The sequence below is a fragment of the Flavisolibacter ginsengisoli DSM 18119 genome, from assembly GCF_900129295.1.
Classification (GTDB): domain Bacteria; phylum Bacteroidota; class Bacteroidia; order Chitinophagales; family Chitinophagaceae; genus Flavisolibacter; species Flavisolibacter ginsengisoli.
Genome location: NZ_FQUU01000001.1, coordinates 177,300 through 196,801, shown reverse-complemented (window position 1 = coordinate 196,801; position 19,502 = coordinate 177,300). Strand labels below are relative to the sequence as shown.

Below are 19,502 nucleotides of genomic sequence, written 5' to 3'. Positions count from 1 at the left end.
AATAAATATGGCTGGCATATTAGATACAGTTGGAAATACGCCGATGGTTGAATTGCAAAAAATGAATTCAAACCCCGGAGTTAAGATCTTTGCCAAGCTGGAAGGTAATAACCCGGGTGGAAGTGTAAAGGATCGACCGGCACTAAACATGATTAAAAGCGCACTGGAACGTGGAGATATCAGCCGGGATACCAAATTGATAGAGGCCACCAGCGGCAACACCGGTATTGCAATGGCATTGATGGCAAAACTCTTTGGATTGGAAATCGAACTGGTAATGCCTGCTTCTTCAACACGTGAAAGAGTGCTTACCATGGAAGCATTCGGGGCTAAGGTCACTCTGCTTGATAGTATTGAGATATGCAGGGATTATGCAGAAGATAAGGCTGCAACAAAAGGTTACTTTCTTCTGAACCAGTTTGCAAATCCCGATAATTACAAAGCACATTATCTTACTACTGGCCCGGAAATATGGAAAGACAGCCAGCATCAAATATCCCATTTTGTAAGTGCTATGGGAACTACCGGAACCATTATGGGTTGCAGCAGGTTTTTTAAAGAGCAAAATAAGGACATACAGATCGTAGGTTGCCAGCCCACAGAAGAAGCTTCTATTCCTGGTATCAGGCGTTGGCCTGAGGCCTACCTCCCAAAAATATTTGAACCTTTCAGGGTAGACCGGATTATGGACATTTCTCAGCAGGAGGCTGTAGATACCACGCGCAGGTTGGCAAGGGAAGAAGGCATTTTTGCTGGTATGAGTAGTGGTGGTGCCGCTTGTGCCGCCTTACGGATAGCCAATGAAATACAAGAAGGGCTTATCGTATTCATAGCCTGCGATAGGGGAGATCGTTACCTGAGCAGTGACCTTTTTGGATAAATAATCTTGTAGCTTATATAGCTGCATAAAAAAAGCTTCCCTTGTGGAAGCTTTTTTTATGCTTGTTGGTAAAATTAACCAAAATCTTCTTCATCTGTTTCGTCATATAAGGAGGAGGATTGAATATTCAACATACTACCCATCAGGTCCTTAAATTCTACAGAGGTCTCTAGTATCTTTTTACTGATCAGTGAGTAAGATGATAACCCATGTAATACAAACTCCATTAACAACGCAGCTTCTTTCTCGTTAGCACCAGGGAAGGTTTTTTTCACCAAGGCGTGCAATCCATCTACTTTATACAGTTCATCGATCTTATCCCTGTCAGTAGTGCCAAAAAGCAGGTTGACATGATTTCCTTTATCAAACCATGATATAATTGATTTGTAGGGATTATCAACAGGCTGTGGTGTTTCACCTTTCCTGGGTGCCCGCTTTTTCAATGTATCGGGGTTAGGAAAATATTGAATGAATTGTGACCGTATGGATTTGTCAAGCAGGTTCATGGCTACCTGGTAAGGTCCTTCCTGTTCTCCTTCATACACCAGTTCTATCTTACCCGTTATGGATGGAATGATGCCAACAAGGTCACTTACCCAGATCTGCGTATTCTTTTCATTATTTATGATAGATCTTCTTTCTGCAGCACTCACTGCATTTTCAAAGGCTGAAATCGTAAGCCTTGCGCTGACACCACTTTTTTTATCCACGAACTCGCTGCCTCTTGCTTCGAAAGCTACCTGTTCTATCAGGCGCTTCACCAGGTCACTGATATCAATCTTTTCCTTTTGTTCATCGCTTACATCTGCTTCCTGCTCTGTGATAGCCAAAGCATTTTCCAATGATTTGGGGTAATGGGTCAATATCTGGCTTTCAATACGATCCTTTAATGGGGTAACAATAGATCCCCTGTTGGTATAATCTTCCGGGTTTGCTGTAAAAACAAACAAGATATCCAAAGGCAGACGCAGTTTGAATCCACGGATCTGCACATCACCTTCTTCAAGGATGTTAAATAATGCCACCTGGATTCTTGCCTGCAGGTCAGGCAATTCATTGATAACAAAAATGCTCCTGTTAGTTTTGGGTATGATACCATAATGTATCACCCTTTCATCAGCAAAGCTCAGGCGGAGGTTGGCAGCTTTTATTGGGTCAATATCGCCAATCAGGTCTGCAACACTTACATCAGGTGTTGCCAGCTTTTCGCCATAACGTTGGCTCCTGTGAATCCATTCTATTGGTGTGTCATCTCCCTTTTCATGAATTAGTTCCCTGCCATATTTTGAAATGGGTTTCAGGGGATCATCGTTGATCTCACTGCCTGTAATTATAGGTACATATTCATCCAGCAATTCCGTCATCTGCCGTGCCATCCGGGTTTTTGCCTGCCCTCTTAAACCCAGGAATAAGATGTTATGTTTACTAAGTAATGCTCTTTCCACATCTGGTATCACCGTGTCTTCATATCCAATGATACCTGTAAATGTTTCTTCCTTTTGCTGAAGCTTTTTAATAAGATTTTCCCGGATCTCTTCTTTTATGCTTTTCGACCTGTATCCAGCCTCTTTTAATTCCCTGATCGTATTGATGTGTTTTATATCCATACTGGTTGAGTGTATTTAATTGTATATAACTGTCCTTTAAACTTTATGATATGTAGTATAACCGCTTCTTTCTTGCTCTTATCATATATATTCAACAGAAGTGAGCTGCATCTTATAAGGGTAAATATCTAATTCTAACCTGCCACTAAATAGTTGATACCGGGGATGGATTTATATAGTTCAATAAACCGTTTTCCGTTTTCCACTTTCAAAATCACGGAATATAAAAGCACCCAGGCGGTCAAGACTGGCAAAATAAGCCTTGCCATTATTGGTCTCCGTAAACTCCTGCACAAATCGCTGCAAGTAAGGATCAGTGGCTATCATGAATGTGGTGATAGGTATTTTTAATTTCTTACATTGAGCAGCCAGGTTAAGGCACCTGCTGGTCACTTTCCTGTCAAGACCAAAACTGTTTTTATAATACTTCCTTCCAATCTTGAGGCAAGTAGGCTTGCCATCAGTGATCATAAAGATCTGCTTATTTGGATTTTTCCTCCTCCGCAAAATATCCATGGCTAGTTCCAGTCCGGCCACAGTATTGGTATGGTAAGGGCCTACCTGCAAATAGGGAAGGTCTTTGATCTCCACCGGCCAGGCATCATTTCCAAATACCACTATATCCAATGTATCCTTGGGATATTTAGTGGTAATGAGTTCACTTAATGCCATGGCTACTTTCTTGGCTGGGGTGATACGGTCTTCACCATATAATATCATGGAATGCGAAATATCGATCATCAGCACAGTTGATGTTTGAGATTTAAAATCCGTTTCCCTTATTTGCAGATCATCCTCTTGCATGGTAAAGGATTCAAGACCATGATTGATCTGTGCATTCCTGATCGATTCAGTAAAATCTATTTGTTCCAGCATATCGCCAAACTGAAAGGGCCTCGAGTCAGGGCTAATCTCGTCACCCTGCCCGGGTTTATATGTTTGATGATCCCCGCTTTTGGTTTTTTTAAGCTTTCCAAAGATCTCTTCCAGGCTACGCTTACGGATGCCCTGTTCTGTCTTTGGTGTGATCTTTATTTCTGCCTTGCCTTCATCGTCCGTTATATATCCCTTGTCTTTCAGGTCTTCTATAAAATCGCCCATTCCATATTCTTCGTTGGTGAGTTCATATTGCCTGTCAAGCTGGTTCAGCCATTGAAGCGCCTCTCCAACATCTCCACTGGTGTAGGTAAGCAATTGCATGAAAAGATCCAGCAGTTTTTCAAAATTGCTTTTGCTATCCTCATTTGGGTCAAAGCCTGTAAAATGAAATCCTTTCATATGCTATACAATCTACAATAATTATGCATTGTTTGTTCATGGCAGATCGTTAAAGAAAAAACCCCGGTTTTGAGCCGGGGTTTTAAGATTCTGTTGAGCTTTTTATTTTTTTAGAGAGTCAGAAGAGTCCTTTTGTCCGGGATGTTCTGACACAATGTTACCTAATGGATTATAAGTTTTTTCCATGCTTTCAAGATACCTCAGGTACTGGTCGCAATCCTGTTCATCGTTTTGGAAAGCAGGGTAGTAATCAGGCTTCTCGCTTTTGAGGTAATTATAATAGTTCTTTTGATCTGTCAGGTCTTTATGCAGTGCAGTTTTTAATTTATTAACCAAAGTAGAATGCCCGGCTTTATAGGCAGCTTCCAGGTATAACATGGAGATCTGGTTGTGTGATTGAAAACGGCTAACCATTGCATAAGGCAGATCTGCCGGCAGTATGCCTTTTTCTGCTTTTTCCAACAGGTTCACAGCTTCCTGCTTACGTCCCTGGTCGGCCAGGTTGGCAGCAGCCAAAGCATAGGTTTGGCGAATGGTGAGTAAATGCCTCCTGTTCTCTTCATCAAAATAAACACCCGGCTTGCTGGCGCCTCCAAATCTGAACACATTGGTCAGCAGGCTATCTGTTTTATTCACATCCATAGATCTTTGTTGCGGTTGACGAACTGGTGTTAGCCTGAAGATCATTCCTTCCTGCCGCAGGTAGGGGCCAAAGCCAATTTCCTGGTAAGGAGATGTAAAGCATATCGGGCGTTTCCAGTTATTGGCTGCAAGAATATTCAGCATGGTCAGTTGATCAAGCGACAGGTAGCTTTTATTCTCGGGTATCTCAAGTTGTATCTGGCTTCCCACAGAGTCAGTGGCATTTGCCAGGCCTGATTGCTTTACAGCAGCCGCATCCACAGGAACTGTAAAACGTTTAACAGGGAAAGTTGCAATTGGATTTTGCTTACCTACCACATTCTTCATCACATCGAGCAGGTCATAATATTTATTCTGATCACCACTTGGTTCGAAAGTTATATAAGGCACACCTCTTATCTGGTCTGCAGACCATATAACATCTATCGGCGCACTTTCATTGACCTTGTAACGCAATTGGTTTACATACCAGTCTATTCCCAAAAGACTCGTATTTAAAATACGGATGTCCGGGCGAACGCCTTCCACTTCCTGTGCATACCATAATGGATACGTATCATTGTCACCAAAAGTGAAGAGTATAGCATTGGGTGGACAGCTATTCAGATAGTCTTTTGCAATATCTGGCGCCAGCGTCTTTTGGCTGCGGTCATGGTCATTCCATTCCTGGAATCCCATAATGACAGGTGCCACCAGGCATAAAAGGGTGGCTGATAGTGCAGCTACCCTCAGGTTTGTTTTGCCCGCTGCCCTCACAGCATAAGTAATGGCTGCTGTAATGGCTGCAAATAGCAATCCTCCTAAGATGGCCGCAAAAACATTTCCTCCGCTCATATGATTGAGGTCACTAAGCAATAGAATTATGAATGTGGTAATGCCGCCATAGAGCAGAACATTCATGAAGTTCTTCTTGTCCTGTATTTCTCTCGCCATTCTAACCACGGCAACCACTGCCAAACCAATCCAGATGGCAAAGGCATAGAAGGATCCTGCATAGGCATAATCACGTTCACGGGGCTGATTACCCGGCTGGTTCAGGTAAAGCACAATGGCTATACCCGTAAAGAAGAAAAGTAAAAAGGTAACGATCCAATCCCTGCGGTCCCTGAAGTAGTGGTAAACACAACCCAGCACACCAAGCAGGAATGGAAGTAAAAATAATTTATTGGTAGCCTTGTTATCCTGGATACTATCAGGCAGTTTTGCCTGGTCGCCAAGACGCATATCATCCATGAATTTGATGCCCGAGATCCAGTTGCCATCACGAATGTTGCCACTACCCTGGATATCATTCTGGCGGCCTGCATAGTTCCACATAAAATAACGCCAGTACATGAAGCCCATCTGGTAGGTAAAGAACCAGTTCAGGTTATCGCCAAAAGAAGGGATCTTTACAGCAAGTGGCGTACCGGGTTGTAATACCTGGCCTCTTTGCACCCTTGGCGCAAAATTATCCGGAACATCGTAGCTGTCTGGTTTTCCTGACTGATCCTGTGTTTGAATCACTCCATCTGCAACAGCTGTTACAATACTTAATTGCTTTGCTGTGATCACTGGTAAATTCAACCAGGACATATAATAATCGGCATGTCCCTGCTCGTTAGTACCGTCCCATACCCTGGGAAACAGTTGAACATCCTTGGAATCATATTCGGGCTCACGGTCACGACCAATCTCTACATATTCATGGTCACCCTTAGCATACCTCATTTTACCTTCCTTAACGCCTGTGGGCTGAGCCAGGAAATGTGGCCCGAAAAGTATAGGTTGAGATCCATATTGCTCACGGCCCAGGTAGTAAACCAGGTTCATAGGATTGTCCACATTGTTCATATCAATGGAAGGATTGGCATTCGAACGTTCCATGGTGGTGATATAGGCCGAATAGCCAAGCATCATAAAGGAAAAGCACCAAAGCCCCAGGCGCAGGTAGGACCAGCCCTTGCGGTCTGCATACCTTAGCCCCAGCCATACCAGGAAGCCAATCAATACAAAGAAAAATATAAAACCAGAGAAGAAAGGCAGATGGAAGCTGTTGACAAATAGGATATCAAATTGTCCCGCAAGTTTAACGGTCCATTGAATCACCGCTACCTGCACAATCCCTACAATGATACATCCTATCAGGAAGGCCCAGATGGCACCATTGCGGGTATAATTGTAACGCTTATAATAATAGATCATTACTGCAGCAGGGATTACTAATAATCCCAACAGGTGAATGCCGATGGATAAACCAAGTGCGAAGAAAAGAAAAACGATCCAGCGGTCGGCACGGTTTCTCAGGTTTCGATCATTACCTGCTGCATCATCAGCTCTTTCCCATTTCAACATGGCCCAGAAGGCAAGCGCTGTGAAAAAGGAGGAAAGCGCATACACTTCACCTTCCACAGCACTGAACCAGAATGATTCAGTGAAAGTATAGGCAAGTGCTCCAACAATACCTGCACCCATAATGGTATAAGTTTGCTGACCATCGGGTTCTTCACGAAAACCTGTTACCAGCTTGCGTGCAAAGTGCGTAATGGTCCAGAAAAGAAACAAAATGGTAAAGCCGCTGGCAAGCGCATTCATGATGTTTACCGCCTTGGCTGCACTGGCTGGGTTATCTCCAAATAAAATGATGAAGAACCTTCCGAGCAAAACGAATAAAGGAGCACCGGGAGGGTGCGGCATCTGTACTTTATAACAGGCTGACACAAACTCACCGCAATCCCATAAGCTTCCGGATTTTTCTGCAGTAAGTATGTAGGTAAGAGAGGCGATGATAAACACTACCCAGCCGGTAATGTTATTGACTTTTCTGAAATTCATACTAAGATGGTTGGTTCTTTATTGTATCCCTTATTGTACATCTATAGGCAGGGGACGTGCAAAAATAGGGAAGGAGCTAAATTAAAGGGAAAACAATAAGGAAAAGGTTAAAACAGTTGTTGCGGGCTCATTGCCTTTTTATACGTTGTTTCTTTACCGTATAAAATATTCTGTGGGTAAAATGGAGCTGTTTATTAATACCTATCAAAGGCTGGCTACTGATCTCACCGTCCAGGCTTCTGGTTTTTCGGCAAACTTTATTTTTGTTTGCTTCCACGTATCATCAAAAAAATGCGAGTTCCTGTAATTATTTAAATGCTCTTCTGAATCCCACCAGCTATAAGTAAAAAAGGTAAAAGGTTTCCCTGCATCCTGCCAGAGTTCCAGATGAGTACAACCTTCAAAATGGCGGATCAATGATTGGCGCTCAGCAAAGAGCTGTTGAAATGCTACAACTTCTTCTTCCCTGAATACCATTTTCACAATCCGGATGATCATTCAAAATACACTTTAACGGTCTGGTAAAATAGCCTGTTCTGCACCATCACTGAAACCTGCTGACTGCTTTCATTGTATCCTTTCAGACCAAATAATCCTGCGGCATTCCCTTTATTGATAGCTATCTCCATGTAGCCCGCACTGTTGAAAAGTACCAGCTTTTCTCCCTGTGGCACATCTGCATAGCTTCCGCTAATCCTTTCAATAACCTCATCTCTTTTAAAGACTATTTTGAAGCGCCTGCCTTTACGCTGTTCTTCAAACTGCTCCTGCGTGATGTTAACAATGACATTCTCAAAATGATCTATAAATATGATCTGCCCTTCTATCCAGTCTTCGCCCGAAGTGGGACGAAGGGGATTCTTTTCCAGGTAAGGGGCATCGGGTATACCTATTTTCAATAAAGGTTCTCCATTCATTAATTGTGTGATAGCTCTTGCCGCCACATCTATACAATAGAGCGTATTCTTGATGGCTGATTTATCTAAAGGTATGCCCAGCACCATTTCTGGTTTTTCTTCCAGTATCATTTCGATCAGGCCGTTATCTGCACACACCAGGTATTGATCCTTATGGAAAGCAAATAGAAGCTGCTCAGGCTTTGATTCAAATAAATTTACCAGTACAATATGATAGGTAAACTCAGGGAAATTTTTTATGGCATTGCGGCATACATAAGCTGCCTGAGGATAGTTAAATGGGGACAGCTTATGGGTGATATCAATGATCTTGAATTCAGGATTGATACGTAATAACCTGCCCTTTACAGCACCTACCAGGTAGTCTTGTTCGCCAATATCAGATGTAAGTGTTATAAAGGGCATTAAACCGGGTAATTAAATGGAGATTAAGATTTTCAAATAATCTGTTTGGTTGTTGATTGGCTGCATTATTTTACCAGTTTACCTTCTTTGAAGAAAAAGTTCTTTACCAGTTTATCGGCCAGTCCAGGGAAGAACTTATTCATAAAAATGGTTCTTTTACCGGTAAAGGTCAATACCAATGTGCGCTTTTTATGTTCAATGGCGTTCAGTATATGTTCAGCGCATTCTTCGGCAGGCATTAGTGAACTTTCGTCCAGGGGAGTTTCTCCCTGGGCCTCGCCTTTCTTGTTCAAAGCTGCATTCCTGATATTGGAAGCTGTAAAGCCCGGGCAAACCCACATTACATGTACACCATCATCTACCAGTTCAGTACGAATGGCTTCCAGCCACCCCTGTAAGGCAAATTTTGAAGCAGAATATCCACTACGGCCCGGAAGGCCACGATAACCGGCAATTGAAGACACACCTACAACAGTGCCTTTTCTCTCAATAATAGCATCCAGAGCATATTTTGTGCAGTAAACAGCTCCAAAAAAGTTCACCTCCATTACCCTGCGTATCACATCCACTGAGGTTTCTTTCAATAAGGCCCTCATGGAAATTCCCGCATTATTGATCAGAATATCAATTCCTCCAAATACCTTGATAGTAGATTCTATAAAGTGCCTGCAATCGTTCTCATTGCTCACATCTGCCACCACTGTATGCAGGTGATAGGATGGATATTCTGATTGTAAACTGTATAACTTATCATGATTGCGTCCACAGGTAGATACTTTCGCCCCCTCGGACAATAATTGATCCACCAGTGCCTTTCCTATTCCGTCTGTGCCCCCGGTAACCACAACTACCTTATTAGCAAAATAACCAGCCATTATTCGATACGTTTTAGCGGCAAACCTAACAGAAAATATACATTGTTTAAAGAGGAAGTTTATAAATAACCAAACGCACACCGGGGCCAATCTTTCGGAGAACACTAAATCTGTAGCACAATAAAATTCAGATATAGCAAAACTTTGATCAAAACCAACAAATAAAATGTATTTCCCATGCAAGAGAGGAAGCTCCTTCTATTATGCAACGCCTTTGTGCCGCCTATGTAACGGCTATGTAACGGCTCTGTAACGGCTCTTTAAAGAGGCGGTACAAAGGCGATAAGTACCCAAAAGAAAGGCAGGGAAGAGGTAAGGATATATAATCCTTGCCATAATTTCCTGTTACCAGCGTTAATAAAAGGACCTGTCTTATCTTAATGATTCTATTTTATTGAATAACAGTCTAATGAATGGAATGCCCTGGTAATGTCTGAATTCCTGTTTATTTCAGTTTATGGGGCCTATGAAAACAGGCTGGCAGCGGAGCCATGGCTTTACCAACTAAATATAAACCTTGTATGAATGTTCATTACCTAGAAGGGCAATAAGGTAATTTCAACACAAACTTATTCTTTGCCAAGGTCTGGCTTCCCTTATTTTTGGGGATTAATAATTGTATAACGATTGCTTTATTTGGCCGGTATTCCCGGTTTGTTATTCGAAAGAGACCTGATGCCTGGATAGGATCAATGAAGTTGTACAATGAAACCACAGTTATATCATCATAATTTACCTTTTGCCTTAGAAGCTGGTGACACACTGCCAGCCATAACTATAGCTTACAACACCTGGGGAAAACTAAATCATCAGAAAGATAATGTCATCTGGGTTTGCCATGCGCTTACTGCCAACTCTAATGTCGCCGACTGGTGGAAAGGGATGATTGGCCCGGGGCTTGCCTTTGATACCGATCATTATTTCGTTATATGTGCCAATATCCTGGGCTCAGCCTATGGCACCACAGGCCCAATAGACATAGATCCGGTTACAAAGCAACCATATTACCATCAGTTTCCGCTGATAACTATCAGGGATATGGTGAATGCACATGAATTGCTGAGGAAGCATCTTGGTATTGATAAGATCTTTCTTTTGGCTGGAGGGAGCATGGGTGGCTACCAGGTGCTGGAATGGACATTGATGCAACCTCAATTGATCGAAAGGCAGTTCCTGATTGCCACTTCGGCAAGAGAAACTCCATGGGGCATTGCTATTCACACTGCCCAGCGGCTGGCCATTGAAGCAGATAATACATGGCAGAAAAGAGACCGTGGCGCCGGCGCAAAAGGATTAGCTGCAGCAAGGGCCATTGGAATGATCACCTATAGAAGTTACGATTCTTTTATGGCCACTCAATCCGAACCGGGAAATGAAAAACTGGATGACTTTAAAGCTTCTTCGTATATCAAATACCAGGGTGACAAATTAACCCGGAGGTTTAATGCTTTTAGTTACTATATACTTTCCAAAGCATTGGATACGCACAATATTGCCAGGAGCAGGTCGGTTAGTGTTGAAACAGTTTTGCAATCTATTAAACAGCCAACCCTGGTAATGGGCATCACCAGTGACCTTCTATGTCCCGTGGATGAACAAAAGCTCATTGCTCAAAATTTCTCTTGCTCCAGCTACCTGGAATTTGATTCCCGTTATGGTCACGACGGCTTTTTGGTGGAAACAGCCATCATAAGTGCACATTTAAAGGAATGGCTTCAATTGATCGAAACGGATGACCAGTTTGTAACCAGGAAGGGCTAAAGCAATTATAATCTCTTTCCCTTTTTATTATTTTAATTTCGAATCATGGACAGGATCTCAAAAGCTATACGTACACAAATTGAAAGAACTGGTGAAAAAGAACATGCCTCCCCATTGTTCCTGACAAGTAGTTTTTGTTTTGATGATGCAGAGGAGATGCGGGCTGCTTTTGCAGATGAAAATGATAATAATATTTACAGCCGCTTCTCTAATCCCAACGTGCAGGAATTTGTAGATAAGATGTGTATCCTGGAAGGGGCGGAGGCAGGGTATGCCACTTCCTCGGGTATGAGTGCTGTCTTTGCAAGTTTTATGTCTGTGCTAAAGGCCGGGGATCATTTGTTGTGTTGTAAGGCCATCTTTGGAAGCACGCATACTGTTATTACAAAGTATTTACCGAAGTACGGCATAGAATATACATACGTTCCGGCAGATAAGCCTGAAGAATGGGAAAAGGCCATCAGGCCTAATACCAAAATGATATTCCTGGAAACACCTACTAATCCCGGGCTGGATATAATTGACCTGGAAATAGCTGGCAAATTGTCAAAAAAGCATGGCCTTATTCTTAATGTTGATAACTGTTTTGCAACCCCCATTGCGCAATTACCCATAAAGTATGGCGTTGACCTGGTTACTCACTCAGCTACAAAATGGATAGATGGACAAGGCCGGGTTTTAGGGGGCATTGTCCTTGGCCGCAAAGACCTTATAAAGGATATTTATTTATTCTGCCGCAGCACAGGACCTGCGCTTTCGCCTTTCAATGCATGGATTTTAAGCAAAAGCCTTGATACGCTTGAAGTAAGAATGGAAAGGCATGCTTCTAACGCCTACTTCCTGGCTGATCACCTGAAAGGACATGAAAAGATCAGTAGGTTGAAATACCCATTCCTGGACACCCATCCTCAATATGCAATTGCTAAAAAGCAAATGATCAATGGTGGAGGGATCATTTGTTTTGAATTGAAAGGAGGACTGGATGCCGGAAGGCGCTTCCTGGATAATTTAGAAATGCTCTCTCTTACTGCGAATCTTGGCGATACGCGAAGTATTGCCTCCCATCCTGCAAGCACCACGCATGCAAAATTGAGTGAAGCAGAGCGGCAGGAAGTGAATATTACCCCGGGATTGATTCGTATCTCTGCCGGGCTGGAAAAGAAGGAAGATATTTTAAGCGACATACTTAGTGCTTTAAAAAAGGTATAACCGGGATCTCTCTTTGAGACTGTTTGCGCCTGCAGAACTTTTGTCCCGGGTGGACACAAAATTTCAAAAACAATTGAGGACCTTGATATCCTGTATTTCCTTGCTCCCTGTTAACTCTTAAGGTGTAAGCATCTGATCTTAAAGACGAGGTATTATAATTAATGCCAGTCTGCGCAAACGATTGTATTTTCTTCAATGAATTTTGCGCAAACGTTTGACCGCCCTAAATGAATTTTTCAATTAACCTTTCATGCTATATTGCTGTATATGTTAGAATTCTCTTAAAGAATTTGACATGCTGCTGCTGATAGATATAGCGATTGCTGCATTCTTAGCAATGAGGACAGGTGAATGATTTTCATCCTGCAGCCGTATTATTTCTTCAACAGCCCGAAGACTTTTCTTTAATCATTAATAATTATTTATAAAACCAAACAGTCTGATATGAAAAAAGCAGTTACTGCGTTTCTATTCCTGCTATTGCTTTATGGTCATGCTGCCTTTGCGCAGAGTGAAATAAAAGGTACGGTCAGGGATGAGAAAGGGCCACTACAGGGTGTGTCTGTGATTCTGAAGCATACTACAAGAGGAGTTACCACTGATGTACTGGGCAATTTTAGTATTCGTGCCAATTCAAGGGATACACTGGTATTTACTTATACCGGGTTTGCACCACAGGAAGTGGTAGTGGGAGACCAGTCTTATTATTCTGTTACACTAAGCGGTAATGCCAGGGCACTGGAAGATGTAGTTGTTGTGGGTTATGGAACGCGTAGAAAACAATTCTTAACAGGTTCTGTATCTACTGTGAACGCAGAAGTATTTCAATCAAGACCTATTACCAATGCATTTGCAGCATTGCAGGGTGAAGTACCCGGTACTTATATTCAACGTTATTCCGGCCAGCCTGGCTCGGAAGATTTTAATTTAAATGTCAGGGGTGCTTCTTCTATCAATGGCGCAGCTTCACCGCTGGTGTTGATAGATGGAATTGAGGGCAACCTTAACTTACTGAACCCTTCTGATATTGAATCCATTTCTGTATTGAAAGATGCACAGGCTTCAATCTATGGTGCCAGAGGTGCGGGTGGCGTTTTCCTTGTGACTACTAAAAGAGGTAAAAGCGGTAGCACAAAGATTACCTATAATAACAATTTCGCCATTACAAAAATGAGTGGCATGATGGAAAGTCCAACAACTTACCAGTTTGCTATAATGGAGAATGAGGCCAATATTCACAACGGAGCGGCTCCAATGTACACGCCTGAGCTGCTCCAAAAGATCCTGAATAATGATCCCAACCCCATACCTCACCCTATATATGGCGGATGGATGTTGTTCTTTACTTCAACGGACTGGATCAAAGAATTACTGGAGAATGGTAAGCAACAAAGACATGCCATCAGTGTGTCCGGTAGCAGCCCTAATTCAAGCTATTACTTATCTGGAAGTTACAGTGATCAGCGTGGTGTAGTGAAATATGCCAATGATAATAATAAACTGTATAACCTGCGAATGAACTATGATTACAATCTTACCAAAGGTATAAGGCTTGAATCTAAACTTTCATTTGATCACCAGCACAGATCTGATATTGCAGGTGTAGGTAACTGGGTTATAGGCGAGGCTATTTTTGGAATGCCCAACCACCCGGTGTATACAAAAGATGGAAAATTCTTTGCACAGGGAGGCTGGAGCAATGCAGTTGCTTTTGCTAAAGAAGCTCCAACATCTTCTTACAATACCAGGAACATCAATGCCAATTTTAAATTGATAGCCGATATCGTAAGTGGACTTAAGTTGAATGTGCAGGCTGGAACCAACTATACAGCAAAGAACAGCACAGATATGGGTAAACCTGTTCCGCTGTATCAGTGGGACGGAACGTTGGCTTATTACAGCATAGCTAATCCAGGTCAAAGCTGGCTGGAAGAGCAAAATGGAACAGTAAACTACCAGAATTATAACAGCTACCTGCAATACAATAAAAAGTTTGCAGGTCGTCATGACATTGATTTCATGGTAGGTGGGTCCTATGAAAAGAATGAATTAAAAAACACAACTGCGGGCAGGTATAATATCGTTAGTGATAATGTATGGGATCTTAACCTTGGGGTTGGTGATATGTATTCCAAGGGCGGTGCTAATCATTGGGCTATTGGTTCTTATTTTTCACGGTTGGGTTATGTACTTGATGATAAGTACATGCTGGAAGCGAATCTTCGTTTTGACGGAAGTTCACGCTTTCAATTATCTGATAAAAGATGGGGAATGTTCCCTGGTGTTTCTGTGGGCTGGCGTTTATCTAAGGAATCATTTATGCAGGACATTAGCTGGATCAATGAACTAAAGCTCAGGGGTTCTTATGGCAAAGTAGGAAACCAGGACGGAATTGGATTGTATGATTTTATACAACAGATCAACCTGGGTGGTGTGTATCCATTTGGTGCAGGCAGACAAGATCCGGCCGCTACACTACAGGGAATGGTTGCCTATAACCGGACATGGGAAACTGTAGTAAACAAGAATGTGGGTGTTGATGCAACCTTATTAAGAAATAAGATAACCTTCTCATTTGATTATTTTAATAAGATCAACAATGATATGTTGATCAATGTAACCTATCCAAGCATGCTGGGAGCCACACCTCCATCTTCCAATGCAGGTGAATTAAAAACATGGGGTTTTGAGACTTCCCTGGGCTGGAAGGATAATGTAGGTGACTTTCAATACTCCGCAAGAGTAATTTTGAGTGACGCAGAGAATAAATTGGTAAATCTTGGTGGAGCCAATACCTATACGCTTGGAATGAACAATACGCGTGAAGGTTATCCTATTAACAGTTATTTCGCTTACGTTTTTGATGGTATCATCAGAACCCAGAAAGAATTGGATGATTACAAAAAACTTGAAGGTGTTCCTTCAGGAATTGGCATTGGTGATGCCCGCTTCAAGGATTTGAATGGTGATGGCAAAATAAGCCTGTATAGTGATAAGGCAGGCACGGATGGAGACGTAACCTATGTTGGAAACACAGCTCCCCGTTATAGCTATGGCATTAACCTTGGTGCAAAATATAAAGGCTTTGACTTCGGTGTTTTTTTCCAGGGTGTAGGTAAGCGCACTTTATTCAGGGTGGGTGAGTATTCCATGCCATGGAGTGATTGGTGGAGACAGCCGCCTGCATTTTATTATGGTAAAACATGGAATGAAGACAGGCCAAATGCGGAATATCCACGCTTGTCATTCGGGGATATCCGTTGGTGGAACTACCAGCCTTCGACAATGCAAAAGATCAATGCCGCTTATGTACGCTTAAAAAATCTACAGCTAGGGTATTCATTACCGGCAAATCTTATCCGCAAGGTGGCGCTTACCAATGCAAGGATCTATGTAAGCGGACAAGACCTCTGGGAAAAGCATCATGTGCTGGGAGGATGGGATACTGAATCTGCAGATTGGGGTGGTAACTATCCGTTCCAGCGTTATTATTCTTTTGGTATTGATATCACCTTTTAAAAATTATTGAAATGACCCGCTTTAAATATTTATCCTTTTTTGTACTTCTTGTGGCAATATCCACAGGGTGTAAAAAAAACCTGGATCTTAATCCTCTGGATAAGATCTCTGATGCCTCATATTGGAAAACTCCAGATGATTTCAAGCTGTTCACCAATGACTTTTATAATGGTTTGCAGGGGGCACATAATTACACAGACAATAATTCTGATATAGCCTATGGTTCCGGCACCGATGCTGCGGCTAATGTTGATAACAGGAGCAAAAGCAATGGTTCCTATTTGCCACAGGCAAATGCACCATTGTGGGATAACTCCTATAAATACATCAGGGCTACCAACTACCTGCTGCAAAAGGCAGAGGAATCTACATTGGGTGCAGGAATTGACCGCTGGAAAGGTGAAGCTTTATTTTTCAGGGCATACAATTACTGGAACCTGGTGAAGAATTATGGTGGTGTTCCCAAGCTTGAAAAAGTGTTGGATGTAACCTCGCCGGAGTTATACACTGCCAAATCTTCTCAATCTGATATCATTGACTTTATCATCAGTGACCTGGATAATGCCATTTCCAGGTTGCCTTTACAAAGCCAGTTAAGCGGAGATGAGTTGGGAAGGGTAACACAGGGAGCTGCATTAGCTCTAAAGGCAAGGGCTGCATTATACCAGGGTACATGGGCAAAATACCATGGACAGGGAGATGCTGCAAAATACCTCACGCTTGCAATTGATGCATCAGAAAAAATGATTGCTTCAGGTGAATATGCATTATATACAGATAAGGGTGCAGACAGTTATAAATACCTGTTTATTCTGCAAGGTGATGACAGCAAAGAGGTAATTCTGGCTAAAAGATATTATGCCAACAGGGCAACACATAACTGGACCAGGGAATTGTGGTTCAACTTTATGGTACCAACTAAGAACCTTGCTGACCAATACCTGGCAAAGGATGGTCTTCCTATAACTAAATCACCTTTGTTTAAAGGTTATGGTACATTAACGAGCGAGTTCCAGGACAGGGACCCAAGAATGTCAATGACATTTATTGAACCAGGATCCTCCATATTTTTTGAAGGTGGAATCTGGCAGCCTACCTTCCCGGGTTTCAATGGAAGTAATGCCACACGCACAGGATATATGCTTCGTAAGTTCCTTGATGAAACAATAGATGCTGCACAGTTCCGGGGCGAATACGATTTCAAGGAATTCCGTTATGCAGAAGTGTTGCTCATACTAGCAGAAGCACTGTATGAAAAGAATGGTTCTATATCTGATGGTGATTTGGATCGTACTATTAACCTGATCCGGGATAGGGCTGTTATGCCTCATTTGACGAATGCATTAGTAAATGCCAATGGGTTGAATATGCTTGATGAGATCAGGAGAGAAAGAACTGTGGAACTGGCTTTCGAAGGTTTCAGGCGTGAAGACTTGCGACGCTGGAAGACCGCTGAAACCATTATGCCGCAGGCCTTAAAAGGAGTTAAATTTGTAGGCACAGAATACCAGACCAAATATCCTGATCTGCAGATTGGAGTAGACATACAGGTTGATGCCAATGGATTTATCATTGCGGAACCTGCATCTGCACGCAGTTTCCAGCCAAAACATTACCTTGATCCTATACCATTGCAACAAGTGCAATTGTCTCATGGTACATTAGAGCAGAACCCAGGTTGGTAAGCAGATCTTAATAGTTGTAGTTAATAAGATAGAGGATAGGCTACTGTGGCCTATCCTTATTCCTTTTTAAAGAAAATATATTATGAAGAAAGCCTTATTTATCGTTGGTTTACTAAACCTTGCTTTTGTTTCCTTTGGACAGGTGTATAAGGGGCAGATGGATCTTACTAAAATTCCCGTACCTCCAGGTCACTACCAGGATGAATATCATTTTGATACTACAGTGAATACTGCAGCCTGGAAAGCACAGGAAAAAGGTATGCATGTTGCATTTGGATCAACTGACCAGCTCTATTTCAGAAGTGAAGTACCTGAATTGCCAAGTGAACCTGTTTCCTGGCAAGCCACAGGCTGGAAAGGAGAACGCATCAACTCCCAGGTACTTATTTGGTCAACAGATACTTTAAACCAGGTTCGATTTGTATTAAATGATTTGAAGAATAGCCGTGGACAATCCATATCCAAAAACAATTTCCAGGTTAACATGGTGCACTATGTTGTTAGCAACTATCCATATGGTGCTAAAGACGTTACCTGTGGTGCCAGTCCCTATAAAGACCTGTACCTGATGCCTGACAGATTTGAAAATTTTGACAGGTTTGAGCTTCCAGGTAAAACTACCAGGCCGGTTTGGATTTCCATAGACATTCCAGCGGGAACTGCAGCAGGAGTTTACAAGGGAACTGTGGAAGTGAAGTCTGAAAAATATTCCACTACCCTTAACCTGAAATTAAATGTTCAAAACCAGCTATTGCCAAAGCCCACTGAGTGGAAACACCGCCTGGATCTATGGCAAAACCCATGGGTGATTGCATGGAAGAACAATGTGAAGCCATGGTCAGAAGAACATAAAATATTATTGAAGAAGCATTTAAAATTATATGCTGATGCTGGTGGGAAATTCATCACTACCTATGGCGTACATTCCCCCTGGGCTGATAATTCCTATATGATCGAGGGTTCAATGATTGAGTGGGTCAAAAAAAAGGATGGTGCATGGAAATTCGATTACAACATATTTGATGAATATGTTCAAATGTGTATGGACCTTGGAATAGATAAAGCCATTACTATTTACACTCCTGTACCATGGGGTTTCAGGTTCCGCTATATGGACGAAAAAACAGGTAATTATGTGTACGTTTCCTGGCCTCCGGAATCAAAGGAGTTCAAGTCTTTCTGGAATATATTCCTCACGGATCTGAGAAAGCATCTTGACCAGAAAGGGTGGTTTGAAAAAACTTACCTCGGTATAAATGAGAATGAAATGGAGCAAACCCTGGCTGCCATTAAAGTGATCAAGGAGCATTCAAAGAAATGGAAGATTACCTATGCTGGCAACTGGCATAAAGAGCTAGATACTTTACTTGACGATTATTGCTTTCTCTATGGCAATGAATCAAATGTTGATGTGGTGAATCAAAGGTCTAAAAGAGGACAAACAACAACTTATTATGTTTGCTGTAACCCTCCTGTGCCAAACAATTTTGTTTTTTCACCTCCGGTGGAAGGAAGATGGATCAGTTGGTACACCGCTGCGCATAATTATGATGGATTTTTGAGATGGGCCTATGATGCATGGCCTAATGATCCTATGCGTGATGCCAGGCATGAGATATGGCCTGCCGGTGACTGCTTCCTGGTTTACCCCGGTGGCAATAGCTGTATCCGTTTTGAAAAACTAAGAGAGGGGATTGTGGATTTTGAAAAGTTACGCATCATAAAAGAAAAAGCTGCTGTTTCAAAAGATCCTGCTGTTAAGAATTTGATAGCCCAGCTTAACAATCACCTGCAAACTTTTTTAACCGAAAAGGATTTTGACTCTAAGAAAATTACGGCAGATGTACAAAAAGGCCGTGATCTTGTAGACCAATTATCAGAAAAGCTGGCCACAAAACCTTTTTAAATTC

At 42.2% G+C, this 19,502-nt stretch carries 12 protein-coding genes; 6 read left to right on the top strand and 6 right to left on the bottom strand.

Features of this window, described 5'->3' with window-relative positions; translation table 11 throughout:
* Positions 1–7 precede the first annotated feature (7 nt).
* On the top strand, positions 8–880 hold the full coding sequence (gene cysM / locus BUA53_RS00745) for a cysteine synthase CysM (protein WP_072833323.1): 873 nt from the start codon (positions 8–10) through the stop codon (positions 878–880).
* 74 nt (positions 881–954) lie between these two features.
* Here the strand turns inward: cysM and BUA53_RS00740 are convergent, their stop codons facing one another.
* The 6 genes from BUA53_RS00740 to BUA53_RS00715 all read right to left on the bottom strand — a co-directional run bounded on the left by BUA53_RS00740 (position 955) and on the right by BUA53_RS00715 (position 9,418).
* Complete coding sequence (locus tag BUA53_RS00740; protein ID WP_072833322.1) at positions 955–2,487, bottom strand: MoxR family ATPase; 1,533 nt, start codon at positions 2,485–2,487, stop codon at positions 955–957.
* 180 nt (positions 2,488–2,667) lie between these two features.
* Positions 2,668–3,765, bottom strand: coding sequence for a vWA domain-containing protein (locus BUA53_RS00735; RefSeq protein WP_072833321.1), 1,098 nt, complete (start codon positions 3,763–3,765; stop codon positions 2,668–2,670).
* 102 nt (positions 3,766–3,867) lie between these two features.
* Positions 3,868–7,221: a glycosyltransferase family 117 protein gene (locus BUA53_RS21520; protein ID WP_072833320.1), complete on the bottom strand. Its 3,354-nt coding sequence runs from the start codon at positions 7,219–7,221 to the stop codon at positions 3,868–3,870.
* A 204-nt stretch (positions 7,222–7,425) separates the two neighbouring features.
* Positions 7,426–7,719: a putative quinol monooxygenase gene (locus BUA53_RS00725; RefSeq protein ID WP_072833319.1), complete on the bottom strand. Its 294-nt coding sequence runs from the start codon at positions 7,717–7,719 to the stop codon at positions 7,426–7,428.
* On the bottom strand, positions 7,716–8,543 hold the full coding sequence (locus tag BUA53_RS00720) for an SAM hydrolase/SAM-dependent halogenase family protein (RefSeq protein ID WP_072833318.1): 828 nt from the start codon (positions 8,541–8,543) through the stop codon (positions 7,716–7,718). The genes BUA53_RS00725 and BUA53_RS00720 overlap by 4 nt, the downstream gene beginning before the upstream one ends.
* Before the next feature lie 65 nt (positions 8,544–8,608).
* A complete protein-coding gene (locus BUA53_RS00715; RefSeq protein ID WP_072833317.1) occupies positions 8,609–9,418 on the bottom strand; it encodes an SDR family oxidoreductase in 810 nt (269 codons plus the stop codon).
* A gap of 705 nt (positions 9,419–10,123) precedes the next feature.
* Here BUA53_RS00715 and metX point away from each other — a divergent pair.
* The 5 genes from metX to BUA53_RS00690 all read left to right on the top strand — a co-directional run bounded on the left by metX (position 10,124) and on the right by BUA53_RS00690 (position 19,498).
* Positions 10,124–11,179: a homoserine O-acetyltransferase MetX gene (gene metX / locus BUA53_RS00710; RefSeq protein ID WP_072833316.1), complete on the top strand. Its 1,056-nt coding sequence runs from the start codon at positions 10,124–10,126 to the stop codon at positions 11,177–11,179.
* Between the two features lie 45 nt (positions 11,180–11,224).
* Positions 11,225–12,388, top strand: coding sequence for a trans-sulfuration enzyme family protein (locus BUA53_RS00705; RefSeq protein ID WP_072833315.1), 1,164 nt, complete (start codon positions 11,225–11,227; stop codon positions 12,386–12,388).
* A 444-nt stretch (positions 12,389–12,832) separates the two neighbouring features.
* Complete coding sequence (locus BUA53_RS00700; RefSeq protein ID WP_072833314.1) at positions 12,833–15,907, top strand: SusC/RagA family TonB-linked outer membrane protein; 3,075 nt, start codon at positions 12,833–12,835, stop codon at positions 15,905–15,907.
* An 11-nt stretch (positions 15,908–15,918) separates the two neighbouring features.
* Positions 15,919–17,592 carry a RagB/SusD family nutrient uptake outer membrane protein gene (locus tag BUA53_RS00695; protein WP_072833313.1) on the top strand — a complete coding sequence of 558 codons (1,674 nt, stop codon included), beginning with the start codon at positions 15,919–15,921 and terminating at the stop codon, positions 17,590–17,592.
* Positions 17,593–17,674: 82 nt separating this feature from the next.
* Positions 17,675–19,498 (top strand): DUF4091 domain-containing protein, encoded by a 1,824-nt coding sequence (locus BUA53_RS00690; protein ID WP_072833312.1) that lies wholly within the window; start codon positions 17,675–17,677, stop codon positions 19,496–19,498.
* Positions 19,499–19,502: the final 4 nt, after the last annotated feature.

Coding starts and splice junctions, on each gene's coding strand:
- cysM (WP_072833323.1), top strand. CDS start 8: ATGGCTGGCATATTAGATACAGTTGGAAATACGCCGATGGTTGAATTG.
- BUA53_RS00740 (WP_072833322.1), bottom strand. CDS start 2,487: ATGGATATAAAACACATCAATACGATCAGGGAATTAAAAGAGGCTGGA.
- BUA53_RS00735 (WP_072833321.1), bottom strand. CDS start 3,765: ATGAAAGGATTTCATTTTACAGGCTTTGACCCAAATGAGGATAGCAAA.
- BUA53_RS21520 (WP_072833320.1), bottom strand. CDS start 7,221: ATGAATTTCAGAAAAGTCAATAACATTACCGGCTGGGTAGTGTTTATC.
- BUA53_RS00725 (WP_072833319.1), bottom strand. CDS start 7,719: ATGATCATCCGGATTGTGAAAATGGTATTCAGGGAAGAAGAAGTTGTA.
- BUA53_RS00720 (WP_072833318.1), bottom strand. CDS start 8,543: ATGCCCTTTATAACACTTACATCTGATATTGGCGAACAAGACTACCTG.
- BUA53_RS00715 (WP_072833317.1), bottom strand. CDS start 9,418: ATGGCTGGTTATTTTGCTAATAAGGTAGTTGTGGTTACCGGGGGCACA.
- metX (WP_072833316.1), top strand. CDS start 10,124: ATGAAACCACAGTTATATCATCATAATTTACCTTTTGCCTTAGAAGCT.
- BUA53_RS00705 (WP_072833315.1), top strand. CDS start 11,225: ATGGACAGGATCTCAAAAGCTATACGTACACAAATTGAAAGAACTGGT.
- BUA53_RS00700 (WP_072833314.1), top strand. CDS start 12,833: ATGAAAAAAGCAGTTACTGCGTTTCTATTCCTGCTATTGCTTTATGGT.
- BUA53_RS00695 (WP_072833313.1), top strand. CDS start 15,919: ATGACCCGCTTTAAATATTTATCCTTTTTTGTACTTCTTGTGGCAATA.
- BUA53_RS00690 (WP_072833312.1), top strand. CDS start 17,675: ATGAAGAAAGCCTTATTTATCGTTGGTTTACTAAACCTTGCTTTTGTT.